Annotated in this window: 18 protein-coding genes; 13 read left to right on the top strand and 5 right to left on the bottom strand. The window is 73.2% G+C overall.

Annotation, left to right across the window (positions count from 1 at the left end; genetic code table 11):
* Nucleotides 1-13: 13 nt before the first annotated feature.
* Nucleotides 14-2,602 (bottom strand): LuxR C-terminal-related transcriptional regulator, encoded by a 2,589-nt coding sequence (locus tag ACPPVX_RS08050; protein ID WP_426574374.1) that lies wholly within the window; start codon nt 2,600-2,602, stop codon nt 14-16.
* Nucleotides 2,603-2,780: 178 nt separating this feature from the next.
* Between ACPPVX_RS08050 and ACPPVX_RS08045 the strand changes: the two genes are divergently transcribed.
* The 3 genes from ACPPVX_RS08045 to ACPPVX_RS08035 are packed head-to-tail and all read left to right on the top strand — an operon-like array spanning nt 2,781 to nt 4,372.
* Nucleotides 2,781-3,062, top strand: coding sequence for a hypothetical protein (locus ACPPVX_RS08045; protein WP_426574373.1), 282 nt, complete (start codon nt 2,781-2,783; stop codon nt 3,060-3,062).
* A complete protein-coding gene (locus ACPPVX_RS08040; protein WP_426574372.1) occupies nt 3,059-3,487 on the top strand; it encodes a hypothetical protein in 429 nt (142 codons plus the stop codon). The genes ACPPVX_RS08045 and ACPPVX_RS08040 overlap by 4 nt, the downstream gene beginning before the upstream one ends.
* Nucleotides 3,488-3,547: 60 nt before the next feature.
* Complete coding sequence (locus tag ACPPVX_RS08035) at nt 3,548-4,372, top strand: hypothetical protein (protein WP_426574371.1); 825 nt, start codon at nt 3,548-3,550, stop codon at nt 4,370-4,372.
* Nucleotides 4,373-4,524: 152 nt separating this feature from the next.
* Here the strand turns inward: ACPPVX_RS08035 and ACPPVX_RS08030 are convergent, their stop codons facing one another.
* Entirely contained in the window at nt 4,525-5,124 is a 600-nt protein-coding gene (locus ACPPVX_RS08030) for a helix-turn-helix domain-containing protein (protein ID WP_426574370.1), read from the bottom strand.
* A 158-nt stretch (nt 5,125-5,282) separates the two neighbouring features.
* Here ACPPVX_RS08030 and ACPPVX_RS08025 point away from each other — a divergent pair, with 158 nt between their 5' ends.
* A complete protein-coding gene (locus ACPPVX_RS08025) occupies nt 5,283-6,122 on the top strand; it encodes an EamA family transporter (protein WP_426574369.1) in 840 nt (279 codons plus the stop codon).
* A 54-nt stretch (nt 6,123-6,176) separates the two neighbouring features.
* On the opposite strand, the gene ACPPVX_RS08020 is transcribed toward ACPPVX_RS08025, so the two are convergent.
* Nucleotides 6,177-7,001 (bottom strand): enoyl-CoA hydratase-related protein, encoded by an 825-nt coding sequence (locus ACPPVX_RS08020; RefSeq protein ID WP_426574368.1) that lies wholly within the window; start codon nt 6,999-7,001, stop codon nt 6,177-6,179.
* A 132-nt stretch (nt 7,002-7,133) separates the two neighbouring features.
* Between ACPPVX_RS08020 and ACPPVX_RS08015 the strand changes: the two genes are divergently transcribed.
* From ACPPVX_RS08015 to ACPPVX_RS08005, 3 genes are read left to right on the top strand one after another with little or no spacing between them, the layout of a single operon-like run.
* Entirely contained in the window at nt 7,134-7,331 is a 198-nt protein-coding gene (locus tag ACPPVX_RS08015; RefSeq protein ID WP_426574367.1) for a type II toxin-antitoxin system VapB family antitoxin, read from the top strand.
* Nucleotides 7,328-7,759, top strand: coding sequence for a PIN domain nuclease (locus ACPPVX_RS08010; protein WP_426574366.1), 432 nt, complete (start codon nt 7,328-7,330; stop codon nt 7,757-7,759). The genes ACPPVX_RS08015 and ACPPVX_RS08010 overlap by 4 nt, the downstream gene beginning before the upstream one ends.
* 11 nt (nt 7,760-7,770) lie before the next feature.
* Entirely contained in the window at nt 7,771-8,199 is a 429-nt protein-coding gene (locus tag ACPPVX_RS08005) for a hypothetical protein (protein ID WP_426574365.1), read from the top strand.
* Here the strand turns inward: ACPPVX_RS08005 and ACPPVX_RS08000 are convergent.
* Both ACPPVX_RS08000 and ACPPVX_RS07995 read right to left on the bottom strand, forming a co-directional pair.
* Entirely contained in the window at nt 8,192-8,788 is a 597-nt protein-coding gene (locus tag ACPPVX_RS08000; protein WP_426574364.1) for a M48 family metallopeptidase, read from the bottom strand. The genes ACPPVX_RS08005 and ACPPVX_RS08000 overlap by 8 nt on opposite strands.
* An 11-nt stretch (nt 8,789-8,799) precedes the next feature.
* The gene (locus ACPPVX_RS07995; RefSeq protein ID WP_426574363.1) at nt 8,800-9,435 is read right to left on the bottom strand and encodes a histidine phosphatase family protein; all 636 of its coding nucleotides are present in this window, start codon (nt 9,433-9,435) and stop codon (nt 8,800-8,802) included.
* A gap of 85 nt (nt 9,436-9,520) precedes the next feature.
* Here ACPPVX_RS07995 and ACPPVX_RS07990 point away from each other — a divergent pair, with 85 nt between their 5' ends.
* The 6 genes from ACPPVX_RS07990 (at nt 9,521) to ACPPVX_RS07965 (ending at nt 13,914) form a co-directional block, all read left to right on the top strand.
* Nucleotides 9,521-9,763 carry a MoaD/ThiS family protein gene (locus tag ACPPVX_RS07990; protein ID WP_426574362.1) on the top strand — a complete coding sequence of 81 codons (243 nt, stop codon included), beginning with the start codon at nt 9,521-9,523 and terminating at the stop codon, nt 9,761-9,763.
* 92 nt (nt 9,764-9,855) lie between these two features.
* A complete protein-coding gene (locus ACPPVX_RS07985; protein WP_426574361.1) occupies nt 9,856-10,992 on the top strand; it encodes a hypothetical protein in 1,137 nt (378 codons plus the stop codon).
* 66 nt (nt 10,993-11,058) lie between these two features.
* Nucleotides 11,059-11,601 carry an aerial mycelium formation protein gene (locus tag ACPPVX_RS07980; protein WP_426574360.1) on the top strand — a complete coding sequence of 181 codons (543 nt, stop codon included), beginning with the start codon at nt 11,059-11,061 and terminating at the stop codon, nt 11,599-11,601.
* An 81-nt stretch (nt 11,602-11,682) separates the two neighbouring features.
* A complete protein-coding gene (locus ACPPVX_RS07975) occupies nt 11,683-12,225 on the top strand; it encodes a helix-turn-helix domain-containing protein (protein WP_426574359.1) in 543 nt (180 codons plus the stop codon).
* A 16-nt stretch (nt 12,226-12,241) separates the two neighbouring features.
* Nucleotides 12,242-13,453, top strand: coding sequence for a glycosyltransferase (locus ACPPVX_RS07970; RefSeq protein WP_426574358.1), 1,212 nt, complete (start codon nt 12,242-12,244; stop codon nt 13,451-13,453).
* Nucleotides 13,450-13,914, top strand: a complete 465-nt coding sequence (locus tag ACPPVX_RS07965; RefSeq protein WP_426574357.1) for a YbjN domain-containing protein — start codon at nt 13,450-13,452, stop codon at nt 13,912-13,914. Before ACPPVX_RS07970 ends, ACPPVX_RS07965 begins: the two co-directional genes overlap by 4 nt.
* The last annotated feature ends 189 nt before the right edge of the window (nt 13,915-14,103 follow it).

The raw sequence follows: 14,103 nt of genomic DNA, 5'->3' as shown, positions 1-14,103 counted from the left end.
GCTCGACGTCCGGTCAGGACCGGAGCAGGGCGATGAGCTCGCCTCGCCGCGAGACACCGAGCTTGGCGAAGACCGAGACCAGCTGGTTGCGGACCGTGTGCTCGGAGATGAACAGGGCCTCGCCGACCTGACGGTTCGTCTGGCCGGTGGCCACCGCAAGCGCGATCGCTCGCTCCCTCGGGGTCAGCACGTCGAGCCTCGGATCTCGGGGGACTGGAGGTTCGGCGACATCGAGGCGCTGGAGCCGCGCCAGCACGGGTCGCAGCCCCCGAGGCTCAGCCACGGCTCGGGCTCGCTCGGTCGCGTCTGACCGCCCTTCGGCATCGCCGGCCCGGTGGTGGGCCTCGGCGGCTGCCGCCCAGGCTTCGGCCGCACCGATGAAGCGTCTGCTCCCGAGCCACCGGCTGGCCGCCTCGCGGTGGTGGGTGGCGGCCGCGGCGTGATCCTGGTCTCGGGTGGCCGCGAGACCGGCGACGGTCTCGAGCGTGGCCTGGATCTCTCGGCCCGCGCCTCGCGCTTGGAGGTCGGCCACGTCGGCCGCGGCTCGATCGAACGCATCGTCGTCGCCGATCTCGGCGGCCGCGGTCGCCTGCAGGAGGAGGCGGGACGGGCGAGTGGGTTCGAACACATCGCCGCTCAGAGCAGCGGCGGCGGCGAGCTCGGCGAGGGCATCGGCTGGGTCCCCTGACTGGTAGGCGGCACGGGCGCGGACCCAGTGGACGCCGATGGTGAGGTGCATGATGCCCAGCGCCGCCACCGCATCCATGCGCGTCAGCCGTGGCCAGGCGGCGTCGAGGTCTCCCCGCTCGATGTCGACGATGCAGGCCGGGAAGTCGGCGAAGCCCGCGGCGATCGGTGAATCGGTGGCTCGGACCTCGGCGATCAGCTCGTCGGCTTCGTCGAGGTCGCCCAGGTAGGCGAGCAGCGTGGCGACGCCGGCCTCCATCAGGTAGGCCGCGGTCTCGCCGCGGCGCGCCGCCGCCAGCGCCTCCCGGTCGACGACCAGCGCCTTGGCCATCTCGCCCCGACTCATCTCCACGTAGGCGAGCGTCGACAGCACGTTGGCCACCAGCGCGTGGTCCCGGCGGGCCACGGCCTGGGCCTTGACCCGGTGGAGGACGGTCTCGCCCTCCGCCATCTGGCCCACGGCGGTCAGGCGGAACCCGGCCTGCACGATCCACGGGCCCGCGCCGCGATCGGTGGCCACGTGGAGCGCCCGTCGGAGCAGCGTCGCGCTCTGCTCGAGCTCGCCGGCCAGGGTGGCCTGGCGCTCCTCGGCGAACAGGCGCTCCACCGCATCGTCGGCCAGCAGCGCCTGGTCGAGCACCGGCTTGGGGATGTGGTTGAGGCCCGGGCTCAACCACATCGCCACCGCGCGCCAGGCCTCGCCCGCGGCGCGGTACGCGGCGTCGGCCTCGGTGGCCCAGGAGATCGCCTCCTGGTCGGCCCCCGCCCAGCCGGCCGACACCGCTGCTTGATCGAGCAGCTCGGCCCGATCCAAGGGTGGGAGATCCGGGTTGCGGATGGCCAGCCGGAAGTGCTCGGTGGCCGTCCGGTAGGCACGGGCGGCCATCGCCTCGGCGGCGGCCTGCCGTGCGGTCAGCGCCGCCTCGGCCGGGAAGCCCGCCTCTTCCCAGTGGTGCGCCAGGACGGCCGAGGATGTGTCGCGCTGCTCGGACAACGAGCGGGCGAGCTGCTCGTGGTGGTGCCGACGGATGTCCGCCGGCATCCGGCTGACGATAACCTCGGACACGAGACCGTGCCGCAGCGACAGCGCCGAAGGACCGTCGGGCACGGCGATGGCCGCGTCCAGCAGCGCAAGCGAGGGGTCGGTGCCGCCGCAGGCCGCGGAGAGCAGCGCGATGTCGAGCGGGCCCTCCGAGAGCGCGAGCAGCTCGGCCGCGTGGCGCGCCTCAGGCGAGAGGGCATCGACCCGGCCCAGGACCGCCTCGGTGACGGTCCACGGCGGTCTTCCGCTCGCGGACAGCAGGACCTCCTCGACGAAGAACGGGTTGCCGGCGGTGCGCGCCAGGAGCCCTGCGGCGTCCTCCACGCTCCGTCCCAGGGCCGCGGCCATGGCCTCGATGCCGCCGACGGTGAGTGGCGGCACCGGAACCTCGAGGGCGGCGCGGCGACGGAGCAGACCGGCCAGCGCTCGCGCTCGCTGGGAGCCCGGCGGGAGCACGCCGGTGCGCAGGGTGGCCAGCACCAGGACCGGCTCGGCGGCGACGGCATCGAGGGCGATGCCCAGGTCGGCGATGGATGCGGGAGCGAGCGACTCGATCGACTCGACCACGACGACCGTCGGGCTCCCTGCTGGTCCGGTGCGCATCGCCGCCAAGACGTCGTCGACCGGAGCGTCGGCGGCAGGCGAGTCGGCGGCAACGGCCTCCCGCCGGTGCTCGCGCCGGCGCAGCACGCCGCCGTCGTCCTCGAGGAAGACGACGGTCCAGCTTCCATCGAGACCGGAGAGGAGCGCCTCCACCAGTCGGGTCTTGCCGATCCCCGCCTCGCCGGTGACGAGGACGAGGCGTGCCGTTCCGGCGTGGGCGGAGGCGGCCGCGCCCTCGAGCACCGCGCGTTCGTCGGCTCGCTCGACCATGTCGGGTCTCTCGGCGAACGGTCCCGTCGACTCCAACCTGACCGACCCCCCTCGTCGCCTTCCATCGAGCGTATACAGCGAGATCGCCGCGCTGGAGGCCCACATCAGGACAACGGTCGGACGGCTCGGGACACTCGTACCATTGGCCGTTCGGACCGGGTTTCCTACCGTCGAACGGGTGGAGATCAGACCGTTCGGCGAGGCGTTGCGGATGGGGCCCGACGGCGTCGGATCAGCCTCGTTCGCGTGGCCGTTCGTGGTCGAGTCGATCACCGATCAGCTGATCCGCCACGTCGAGGGCTCGCTCCGCTGTCCCGTCGTGTTGATGGGCCTCCGCTTCGTCGATGCCGACGGGCGCGACACCACCGGGCCGGTGCCCGGAGGCGTGGTGCTCGTCGGGTTCTCGACGGGGCCGAGCGATGGGCCCGACCATCCCACCACCTTGGAGGACATCCCATGACCACCACCACATCGACCCTGGTCGACCACCACGCGACTGCCCGGCGCCCCTGGGCCGCGCTCGCCGGCGTGGCGCTCGCCGCCCTGATCGTCGTCGTCGGCAACACCAACGTCGACAAGGGGGCCGGAGACAACGGTGGCACCGGACCGATGATCGTCACGGGCATCGTCTGCCTGGTCGCCGCGGCCGTCATCTACTTCTGGGCGCTCAGCCGGGTGCAGCGCCCGAACCGGGCCGCGCTCTGGTACGGCATCGCTGCCGTCGTGTCCCTGCCGGTCTTCTGGAGCGGGATCACCCCGATCCTCGCGGCGACATCCGTCGGCCTCCTCGCCGAGTCCCCGGCGCGGTCGCGCGGCGCAGCCATCGCGGCGGCAGGCGCGTGCGTGGCGACCGTGCTCGCCATCATCGGCGCCGTCTCCCCATAGCGGTTCGACGCGCCCAGCAACCAGCCCGACCACACCCACCACCACCCAGGAGGACATCCCATGACCCCGAACCGTCCACGAACCCGACGCATCGTCACCCGAACCGGCGCCGCGGTGGCGGTGACGCTGATGCTGATCACCGGGACATCGGTCGCTCGAGCGGCCACCGCCACCCCCGACACCACCGTCCACGGCTGCATCAACCAGGCCACTGGCGTCCTGCGAGTGATCGACCCGACCAAGACCGGCGGCCTGGGTCACTGCATCACCTCACCCGCAGCCCTCCGCGAGACGGAGCTCACGTGGAACCAGAAGGGCGACCCGGGACCCATCGGGCCCAGTGGCCCGGCCGGCCCGGCCGGCGCTCCCGGGCCTGCGGGACCCGCGGGCCCCCAGGGCAGCGACGGGGCAGCAGGGGCCACCGGTCCCCAAGGACCCGCTGGCCCCGCCGGTCCCGCCGGATCGACCTCGTCGCTCGATGGCGTCGAGGGATCGCCGTGCCGTGTCGCTCAGCCCGCACACGGGCTGACGCACCTGGCCTACGACAGCACGGGGGTCGCGACCATCACCTGTGTGCCCGACGACCCGGCGCACATCGTCGTGCAGATCCTGAGCAACGTCGGAGCCCCATCCGACCCGACGTCCGGAGCCGTGATCACGAGCGACCCCGCGGGGATCTCGTGCACGGGCGTCCAGACCTGTGACGCCCTCTTCATCCCGGGCGAGCCGGTCACCCTCACCGCCCACCGCGGCACCAGCACCCTCGGCGTCAACTGGCGAACGGGCCCGTGCGCAACCCCCGAGCTCCACAACGACACGGTCTGCGTCGTGCCGACCGACACCGACTGGGGAACGATCCAGGTCACCATCTCCCTCACTCGCTGAACCGAGGGACCGCACCCGCCTGGTGGGCACCGGATGACCGGTGCCCACCACCGCGTCTCGGCGGCCGCGAGCCGGGTCCGCGGATGGCAGCGGCGGGGAGATCCGGGGCCGTACGCGGGCGGGCCGTCGTCATCCGACCCCGGCCAGCTGGCTCAGCCGGGGTGCGAGGCGGAGCCGGGCTCGACCACCGGGGGCTGCACCACCACGAGGACCAGATCCAGCGGGCGCTTGTGGGCGTTGCGGTAGCGGTGGGGCCGGTCGGCATCGAACAGCACCGCGCCGCCCGCCTCGACGCGGTGGTCCTCGCCGTCGACCTCGAGCGTGAGGGTGCCCGACAGGACCGCGAGCAGCTCGCGGGTGCCGGTGAGGTGGCCCTCGGAGTCGTGCTCGTCGCCGGCGGCGAGGTGCCAGCGCCACAGCTCCACGTGCTCGGACCGGTCGGTGCCCACCAGCAGATCGCCGGCCGAGCCCTCGGCGCCCTCCCAGAGGCGGACCACCTCGGCGGCGTCGACCACCCGCACGGTGGCGCCGGCGCTGAGCTCGACCAGCTGGGCGAGGCTCACCCCGAACGCATCGGCCAGCCGGCACAGCGTGCCGATGCTCGGGTTGGTGCGGGCCTGCTCGATCTGCACGAGCATCCCCTTGCTGATGCCGGAGCGGGTGGCGAGCTGATCGAGCGACCACTGCCGATCACCGCGCAGCTCTCGGGCGTTGCGGGCGATGGCCGCCGCCACGTCGTCGGGATCAGGCACCCGCCGAGGCTACCGACTGCCAGGCCAGGTGGTCTGCGGTCACCCTGTTGGGATGACTGGTGCAACACACTGTCCTACTGCTACACTGCACTGACCGGTACAGCGTAGTGACCGTGGGCTGAGGGACAGGGCTGGCTGATCCACGGAAGGGATCACCCATGGCCATCGTCCTCGCCCTCGGCGCCGCCTTCGCGTACGGCTCGGCCGACTTCGTCGGCGGTCTCGCCGCCCGGCGCACCTCCCCGCTGGTCAGCGCGTTCGGCGCCCAGGTCTCGGGTCTGCTCGTGCTCCTGACGGCGATGCCCTTCCTGGGTCACGCCTCGTTCACGCCCCGCGACCTCGCCTTCGGCGCCGTGGCCGGCCTGTTCGGCGGGGGCGGACTCGTCCTGCTCTACCGGGCGCTGGCCGAGGGCCCGATGAGCGTCGTCGCTCCGGTCACCGCTCTGAGCGCCTCGCTGGTCCCCATCCTGGCCGGCCTGCTCCTGGGCGATCGCCCGGGGCTCATGGTGATCGCCGGCATCGCCGTGTCGCTCGTCGCCGTGCTCCTGATCACCCGTGAGCGCCCGGCGTCGGAGCACCACGTCCCCGCCAGCCGCCAGGTGCTGCTCCTGGCCCTGGGCGGCGGCGCCATCTTCGGCCTGTTCTTCGTGTGCCTGCACCAGACGTCGTCGTCGGCTGGGCTCTGGCCGCTGCTCGCGGCCCGGTTCGTCTCGGTCCCGATGCTCGCCCTCCTCGTGCGCCGCAGCCACGGCGGCGCCTTCGAGGTGCCCCGCCTCACCAAGCACGTGATGGTCAGCGGCAGCCTCGACATGGGGGCGAACATCTGTTACCTCATCGCCCTCCGTCACGGCATGCTCGCCGTGGTGGCCGCCCTCACCGGCCTCTACCCGGCGTCGACGATCATCCTCGCCCAGTCGCACCTGCGCGAGCGGCTCCACCTCCCGCAGGTGGTCGGCCTCGGCGTTGCCGCCTGCGCTGCCGTCCTCATCGCGCTCTGACCTCCGGGCCTGGCGGATCGGCGAGCTCGAGCCGGCCGGGCGAGCTCCTCGCGGTCAGCTGAAGAGGTCTCGTCGGGGCTCGTCGGTGTAGATGGGCGGGCGGTCCTCGGCGAAGGCCCGCATGGCCTCGGGGAGGTTGCCCGTGAAGCCCATCATCAGCTGGTTGCGGTCCTCGAGCTCCTGGGCGGCGGCCAGGCTCGGGATCTCGAGGCTGGCCCAGATCGTGCTCTTGGTCATCGCCAGGCCGTAGGCGCTGTAGCCCGCCATCTGCCGGGCGGTGGCCAGGGCGGCGTCGAGCAGCTCGTCGGCCGGCAGGACCCGCGACACCAGGCCCATCCGGACGGCTTCGTCGGCGTCGATGACCCGGCCGGTCAGTAGGAGGTCGTTGCTGTGGGCGGCGCCGATCAGGCGGGGGAGCAGCCACGACCCGCCCATCTCGACGCTGCTCAGCCCGTTGACGATGCCGGTGGCGTTGAACCGTGCCCCTTCGGCGGCGAACCGCAGCTCGGCGGCCAGCGTGAGGCACATGCCACCCCCGTACGCATCACCGTTGATGGCGGCGATGACGGGCTGGGGGAGCGAGCGGATGAGCGGCGTGAGGCGGGAGTACACGTGCATCGACCGCTGGGCGATCTGGCCGATCTGCAGCCCGTCGATGCCGGGCACCGCGCCGTGGTCCTTGAGGTCGAGGCCCGAGCAGAACGCCCGCCCGGCACCCGTCAGCACGATGACCCGGCACGTGTTGTCGGCGGCGATGCCCTGCAGCACCTCGGCCAGCTCGAGCACCAGCTCGATGGACATGGCGTTGAGGCGCTCGGGCCGGTTGAGGGTGACGACCGCGACGTGCGGCTCCGGCTTCTCGACGAGCACGACCGACATCTGCGAACCCCCTGGCGCCGCCCCGATGGCCGCGAGAACGTGTTCTAGTCCGGTGAGCACCAGGCCGACGCGCTGCGCCAGATTGATATCATCTGGACCGATGTCCGATATCAAGCCCGGAGGCCGGCTGAGATGCGAACCGTGATCGACGTCAACGACGAAGCCCTCGCCGCGGCGGCCAAGGTGCTGGGCACCACCACCAAGGTCGCCACCATCAACCGCGCCCTCGAGGAGATCGCCGCCCGCCCCGAGCGGATGAAGCTCATCGACTCGTTGATGGAGCTCGAAGACCTCAGCAACCCCGAGATCATGCGGGGTGCCAGGTGGTGACCATCAGCCCCGTCCTCGCCGACAAGTCGGCGCTCGAGCAGGTCCGCCACTCGTCGTCCGCCCGGGAGCAGGTCGAGCGCCTGGCGCAGGCCGGTGCCATGGCGAGCTGCGAGGTCAGTGCGATGGAGATCCTGTACTCCACTCGCAACCGCGCTGAGTGCGACCGGGTTCGGGGTCAGCTCGAGGCCCAGGTGTGGTTGCCGGTCGACGCGGAGTCGGCGGCTCGGGCGCTCGAGGTGCAAGCGCTGCTCGCCCGTCGCGGTCAGCACCGTCTCGCCGTGATGGACCTGCTGATCGCGGCCACGGCCGAGGTGCACGGGGCGACGGTGCTGCACCACGATCGAGACTTCGACCGCATCGCCGCGGTCACCGGGCAGGCCACCCGGTGGATCGTGCCCCCGGGGTCGGGGTTCGGGGCCGACCGGTAGCATCGCCGATCGTGACCGACGCACCCTTCACGCCCGACGGATCCCCCGAGCCCGCGGCCGGCAAGGCGCAGGAGATCGAGGTCGACCTCGCCGCCTTCCTGCCCGAGGGCGTCGAGCTGGGCGATCCCGGTGCCGACGCCGATGTCGACGCCGATGCCGACGTGATCGAGGAGCTCACCGTGATCGACGAGGTCGTGGTGGTCGACGGTGTGGTGGTCGCCGAGGAGATCACGGTCGTCGACGAGGTCATCGTGGTCCCGGCTCCCGCCGAGGCGCCGCCCGCGGTCGACCTGGAGGCGCTCACCCAGATCGAGCGCGACCTCGACGCGGTCGACGCCGCCATCGCCGCCCTCGACGCCGGGACCTACGGGATCGATCCGGCCACCGGGCAGCCCATCGACGACGCCCTGCTGGCCGAAGACCCCACCCGCGTCAGCTGAACAGGCGCCCGTCGGCCGGGTCGCCGTCGCCCGCATCCCCGTCGCCGTCGCTCCGCTCGGTGCCGCGTGCGGCGGCCTCGTCGGGCTCCTCGTCGTCGGCGAGCGCATCGGTGTCGGGCGCGTCGCCGCCGGTCTTGGCCAGGAGGTAGCCCTCGGCCCGCTCGGCCAGGGGGTACCGGTCGGCCAGGGCCTGGAACGCCGGGCCGTGGCGCCGCTCCACCAGGTGGGCCAGCTCGTGGACGATGACGTGGTCGACCACCCACGGCGGGTACTCCGCCATGCGGTCCGAGATGCGGATGACCCCGGTGGAGGGCGTGCACGACCCCCAGCGGTGGGCCTGGTTGCCGACCCAGCGGATCTCGGTGGGCACCGGCAGGTCGAACTGCTTGGCCAGCTTCTTGGCCCGGGCCGTGAGGTCGACCTGGGCCGAGGTGCCGGCGCGCTCGTAGCGGCGGCGGAACACCTCGACGAGGCGCTTCTCCTCGGCCTTCGACGACCGGGCCGGGATGCGGACCTCGAGCCGGCCGTCGACCATCCGCGCCTGCGCGGTCTTGCGCCGCTTGGGGCTGCGGATGACCGTGACCTCCACGACAGCTCCGGTCAGATCCGGTCGGCCTCGATGGCGGTGGCGTCGGCGGGGTCGATGAGGTCGACCCGCGGCCCGATCGCCATCCGGTCGCCATCGACCTCGAGCCACACGGCGCCGAGGTTGGACAGGCGCCCGCGGTCGGGGGCGCCGAGCCGCCGCTCGATGGCGTACATCACACCGCCGTGGGTGACGACGACGATGTCGCCGTCGGTCACCAGGCGGGCGATGGCGACCAGCGCCACCTCGACGCGCTCCCAGAGGTGGGTGTCGGACTCCCAGTCGGCGGGCCAGGCAGGCAGCCCGTCGGCCCCGGCGACGTACCCGTTGGGGTCGTCGGGGAGCAGGCCGGGGAACTCGACGTGGATCTCGGGCCGGGTGAGCCCCGAGAGCGATCCGGCATCGCGCTCTCGCAGCCGGGGCTCGACGACGACCGGCTCGATCCCGATGATCCGGGCGATGATGGCGCCGGTGTCGGCGGCCCGCTCGAGGTCGGAGGTGATGATGGCGTCGACGGTGCCGATCGCCCCGGCGGCGGTGGCGGCCTGGCGCCGGCCCCGCTCGGACAGCGGCGGGTCGGCCTGCCCCTGCCAACGCCCGTCGGCGTTCCAGATCGATTCACCGTGGCGGACGAGGAGGAGTCGGGTCATGGCGTCGGCCACCGTACCGGGTGGGTGCGGCGCCGCCGGCCGGATGGGTTGCGGTGACGGCCCACCGGTAGGATCCCCATCCGCCATGGCCGTCCTCCGGCTCTTCGCAGCTGCCCGCACCGCCGCCGGCACCGCCCGGGACCTCGTGCCGGGCGACTCGGTGGCCGACATCCTCGCCTCCGCCACCGAGCGGTACGGCGACGACTTCGCCGCGATCCTGCCCAGCTGCGCCGTGTGGGTCAACGGCGATCCGGCCTCGCCCGACCAGGTCGTCGGCCCCGACGACGAGGTGGCGATCCTGCCGCCGGTCTCCGGAGGTGCCTGGTGAGCGACGCCGCCCCTCCCGGTCCCCGCCGCCCGCCGCGCCCGCCTCGGGGCGCCGGGTCCCCACCCCGCTCCGGTCGCCCTCCGGCCGCGCCCGTGGCGCCCGCCCCGGCGGCACCCCGTCCGGCCGACAGCCCTCCGGGGCCCGTCCCGCCGCGCACCAAGGCCCCCATCCCCGAGGCGCCCGGCCCGCGCCCCGAGCCGGTCGCCCGCCCGCCCCGACCGCGCCCGGCGGTCGCCCCGCCCACCGGCGTCACGTTCCGCGAGACCGACCCGGCTCCCGCCGCGCCCGAGGCCGCCGAGCCCGAGACCGTCGCCGAACCGGCCCCGGCCCGTTCCCGCAAGCGGGCGCCCGGCCCCGACGGCGAGACCCACACGGCCCGCCTGCGCCGCATCCGGGCGACGCGCCCGCCGGCGGCCGAGGTCCTCCCCCAGGAGGAGGACCACGCCACCACGTTCCGCAAGCGCTACGGGAACCCCTACGACACGCAGGGGCCCAAGGTCCGCCTCGGGGTCCTGTGGGCCCTGGCCGTGGTCGCCGCCCTGGCCCCGCAGGCGCTGCGCCCGTGGGGTCTCGCCGTGCTCTACGGCATCACCGCCGGCTGGGCGGCGGCGCAGGTGATCGAGGCCCACCGCGGCACCCGGTCCACGGCCGACTGGGCCGTCGCCGCGTTCGGCGGCTCGGCGCTCGCGGTGGCCGCCACGCTGGGTACCCAGGCGCTCGGCATCGGCTACCTGCTGCTCGTGGTGGCGGCGCTCGCGGTGGCGCTCGCCACGCCCGAGCCCGGCCGCCTGCCCATCCCGCGGGCCGGGCTCACCGTGGCGGCCGCCGGCATCTGCGGCGGAGCCGCGGCATCGCTGGTGCTGCTGGCCGAGTACGAGATCGGGGCCCTGCTCATCCTGCTGGTGTTCGTGATGGTCTACGACGCCAGCGACTTCATCATGGGCTCCGGTGCGAGCAACGGCGTCGAAGGGCCCGTCTACGGGATCTTGTTCATCGCCGCCGCCACCACGCTGTTCGCGGTGCTGAAGGTGCCGCCGTTCCGCGGGGTCGACATCTGGAGCTTCTCGGTGCTGGCGATGATCGCCTGCCCGGCCGGCCAGATCCTGGCGTCGGCGATGCTGCCCCGGGCCAACAGCCACGCGCCGGCGCTGCGGCGGCTCGACACCATGCTGGTGGTGGCGCCGGCCTGGGCCGGCCTCGTGGGCCTGTACCTCGCCCGAGCGGTCTGACCACTCGGCGAGGCCGCCGCACTACCATCGGTCACGACGGCCGTCAGCCGCTACCCAGGAGATTGCATGGACCCCGAGCTGGATCGGATCCTCGCCGACGACTACCTCGATGGCCTCGCCGACCTGTCGGTCGCGCAGCTGCGAGCCCTCCGGGGCGAGTGCCAGGCCGTGGAGACGCAGCTGTCGTACCTGCGCCGCATGGTCCAGGGCCGCCACGACATCGTCACCGGCGAGATCGACCGGCGCGGGCGCGGCGGCGACCGCTACGACGTCTCCGACCTGGTCGACCGGCTGCCTGAGATCCTGGCCGACCGGATCCACGCGCCCGGCCCGGGCCGGCTGCCCCCCACCATGGAGCCCGGCGAGCTCAGCGGCGAGCTGGCCGACCGCCTCACCGAGATCACCGAGCGGGTGCCGATCGAGTCGCCCGGCGAGGCCGACGACGAAGCCCTGGCCGCGGTGGCCACCGAGCTGAGCGAGCTCGAGCACGAGGTCTCGGGCTTCCGCCGCCGCCTCTTCGACCGCATCGATGCCCTGCAGGCCGAGATCACGAACCGCTACCGCAGCGGCGAGGCCCAGGTCGACGACGTCCTGAGCGGCGGGGCCTGACCCGCACCACCGTTCGCGAGCGGCAAGCAAACGCTTGCCCCGGTTGGGGTTCCGCGCCGACCAGCCCGTATCGTTGGGCGCATGGCCGAGCTCGAGACGCGATGGGGTGACCTTGGCGAGTTCATCCGTGAGCAGCGCCGTGTCGGGCACCTGTCCCTGCGGAAGCTCTCCGAGATGGCGGGGATCTCCAACCCGTACCTGAGCCAGATCGAGCGCGGGCTGCGCAAGCCGTCGGCCGAGATCCTCCAGCAGATCGCCCGAGCCCTCGAGATCAGCTCGGAGACGCTCTACATCCGCGCCGGGATCCTCGAGCCGCGAGAGGGCGACACCGACCTCATCACCGAGATCCGCCGCGACATCTGGCTCAACGAAGAGCAGAAGAAGACCATCGTGCAGATCTACGAGTCGTTCCGGGCCGAGCGCCGGGCGGCGGGGTTCGAGCCCGAGATCGACGGCCAGGGCGCGTTCACCGACGACGGTGGGGGAGACCTCGGGTCGACCCCGGCGGCGCCGAAGGCCACCCCCAACGGCCAGGCCAAGGCCAAGGCCAACGGCACCGTCGGGGGCCAGGCTCCGCCAGAGGATCTGGGCGACGCGGAATCCGAGGCGCTCGCCGGGCGTTGAACCCCTCGTGCCTTCCGTGACCGAGCTCGCCGTCCTCTCGCTGCACTCGTCGCCGCTGACCCAGCCGGGCACGGGCGACAGCGGCGGCATGAACGTCTACGTGCGGGAGCTGGCGGCATCGCTGGCCCAGTCGGGGGTCGGAACCACGGTCTACGTGCGCAGCTGGGACGACGCCCTGCCCCACGAGGTGGCCGTCGAGCCGGGCTTCCGGGTGGTCCACATCCCCGCCGGCCCGGCCACGCTCACCAAGGAGCAGCTGCCCGAGACGGTCGACGCCTTCACCGGCGGCGTGCTGGCCGAGCTCCGCGAGCGCCCGGTCGACGTGATCCACGCCAACTACTGGCTGTCGGGCGTCGCCGGGCACCGGCTCAAGCACCAGCTCGACCTGCCCCTCGTGTCCACCTTCCACACCCTCGCCCGGGTGAAGGCCGAGACCGGCGATCCCGAGCCCCAGCGCCGCATCGACGCCGAGGCCGAGGTGGTGGGCTGCTCCGACGTGATCCTGGCCAACTCGGTCGAAGAGGTCGGCCAGCTCGAGTCGCTGTACGGGGCCGACCCCAAGCGCATCGAGATCGTGCCGCCGGGCGTGGAGCACGCCTTCTTCTCGCCGGGCGAGCGCGCCGGCGCCCGCCGGGCCCTCGGCCTGGGCGACCACCCGGTGCTGCTGTTCGTGGGCCGCATCCAGCCGCTGAAGGGCCTTCCGGTCGCCATCGGCGCCCTGGCCGAGCTGCGCCGGCCCGATGCCGAGCTGGTGGTCGTCGGCGGCCCCAGCGGTGCCGACGGCGATGGCGAGCTGCGGGCTGTGCTGGCGCTCGCCGATCAGCTCGGGGTGCGCCAGCAGCTCCGGTTCGTCCCGCCCCAGCCCCACCACCTGCTGTCCACCTACTACCGGGCCGCCGATGTGGTGCTGGTGCCCAGCCGGTCCGAGTCGTTCGGCCTCGTCGCCCTCGAGGCGGCCGCCTGCGGGATCCCCGTCGTGGCTGCCGCGGTGGGCGGGCTGCGCACCCTGGTCGACGATGGCCGCACCGGGTTCCTGCTGGAGGAGCGCGACCCGGCGGCGTTCGCTGCCGCGGTCCGCACCCTGCTGGCCAGCCCTGAGCGCGCCGCTCGGATGGGCGCCGACGCTGCCGTCCGGGCCCAGGGCTACACGTGGTCCACCGCAGCCGCGCGGCTGCGCCGCATCTACGGCGACCTGTCGCTGCGGTCGCTGGTCGACTGCGCCGCATGACCGATCCGGCCACCGAGATCGAGCTGGCCCGTGCCGGGGAGCGGATCGATGCCTGGGCGGCGCGCGAGCTGGCCGGCAACCCGGTGGTGGCCGCGGTCGAGCGCGACGCCTCCGCCGACGTGGCCCGCTGGTACGTGCGGGTCCACGGCGAGGAGAAGGACGTCTTCACGCTGTGGCTCACCTTGCGCCAGCGCTCGCTGCACCACGAGACCTACGTGATGCCGGCACCCGAGGAGAACCACGGGCAGCTCTACGAGCACCTGCTGCGCCGCAACCAGAAGCTCCACGCCATGGCCTTCGCCATCGGGATCGAAGATGCCGTGTTCCTGCAGGGCCAGGTGCCGGTCGAGACGGTCACCGACGACGAGCTCGACCGGATCCTCGGCTCCACCTACGCCTACGTGGAGCAGTGCTTCCGGCCGGCCATGCGGATCGGCTTCGCCTCCCGCTTCCACGGCTGAGCCCTGCCGGCGGCTTCGCTCCGACCCCCGGCGGGCGGAACCCGCAGGATGACTCTTGTTATCTTTCGATTGCTTTGGTACTGTGGCCACACCGGCGGAACGGGGGCATCGGGAAGGTGCTCCTGCCGACCGGTCTCGTCGGGCTGCAGCCGGCCCACCCTCCCCCCGAGCCGGCTGCAGCTCGTCCTT

This window comes from Aquihabitans sp. McL0605, assembly GCF_049993875.1.
Classification (GTDB): Bacteria; Actinomycetota; Acidimicrobiia; order Acidimicrobiales; family Iamiaceae; genus Aquihabitans.
The sequence above is the reverse complement of the archived record's forward strand: the minus strand, read 5'-3'. Positions and strand labels throughout refer to the sequence as shown.

Excerpts from the sequence above, each read along its gene's own strand:
- ACPPVX_RS08050 (WP_426574374.1), bottom strand. The coding sequence starts at position 2,602 with ATGGTCGAGCGAGCCGACGAACGCGCGGTGCTCGAGGGCGCGGCCGCC.
- ACPPVX_RS08015 (WP_426574367.1), top strand. The coding sequence starts at position 7,134 with ATGCGAACCGTGATCGACGTCAACGACGAAGCCCTCGCCGCGGCGGCC.
- ACPPVX_RS07975 (WP_426574359.1), top strand. The coding sequence starts at position 11,683 with ATGGCCGAGCTCGAGACGCGATGGGGTGACCTTGGCGAGTTCATCCGT.
- ACPPVX_RS07995 (WP_426574363.1), bottom strand. The coding sequence starts at position 9,435 with ATGACCCGACTCCTCCTCGTCCGCCACGGTGAATCGATCTGGAACGCC.
- ACPPVX_RS08020 (WP_426574368.1), bottom strand. The coding sequence starts at position 7,001 with ATGTCGGTCGTGCTCGTCGAGAAGCCGGAGCCGCACGTCGCGGTCGTC.
- ACPPVX_RS07965 (WP_426574357.1), top strand. The coding sequence starts at position 13,450 with ATGACCGATCCGGCCACCGAGATCGAGCTGGCCCGTGCCGGGGAGCGG.
- ACPPVX_RS08035 (WP_426574371.1), top strand. The coding sequence starts at position 3,548 with ATGACCCCGAACCGTCCACGAACCCGACGCATCGTCACCCGAACCGGC.
- ACPPVX_RS08025 (WP_426574369.1), top strand. The coding sequence starts at position 5,283 with ATGGCCATCGTCCTCGCCCTCGGCGCCGCCTTCGCGTACGGCTCGGCC.
- ACPPVX_RS07990 (WP_426574362.1), top strand. The coding sequence starts at position 9,521 with ATGGCCGTCCTCCGGCTCTTCGCAGCTGCCCGCACCGCCGCCGGCACC.
- ACPPVX_RS07980 (WP_426574360.1), top strand. The coding sequence starts at position 11,059 with ATGGACCCCGAGCTGGATCGGATCCTCGCCGACGACTACCTCGATGGC.
- ACPPVX_RS08040 (WP_426574372.1), top strand. The coding sequence starts at position 3,059 with ATGACCACCACCACATCGACCCTGGTCGACCACCACGCGACTGCCCGG.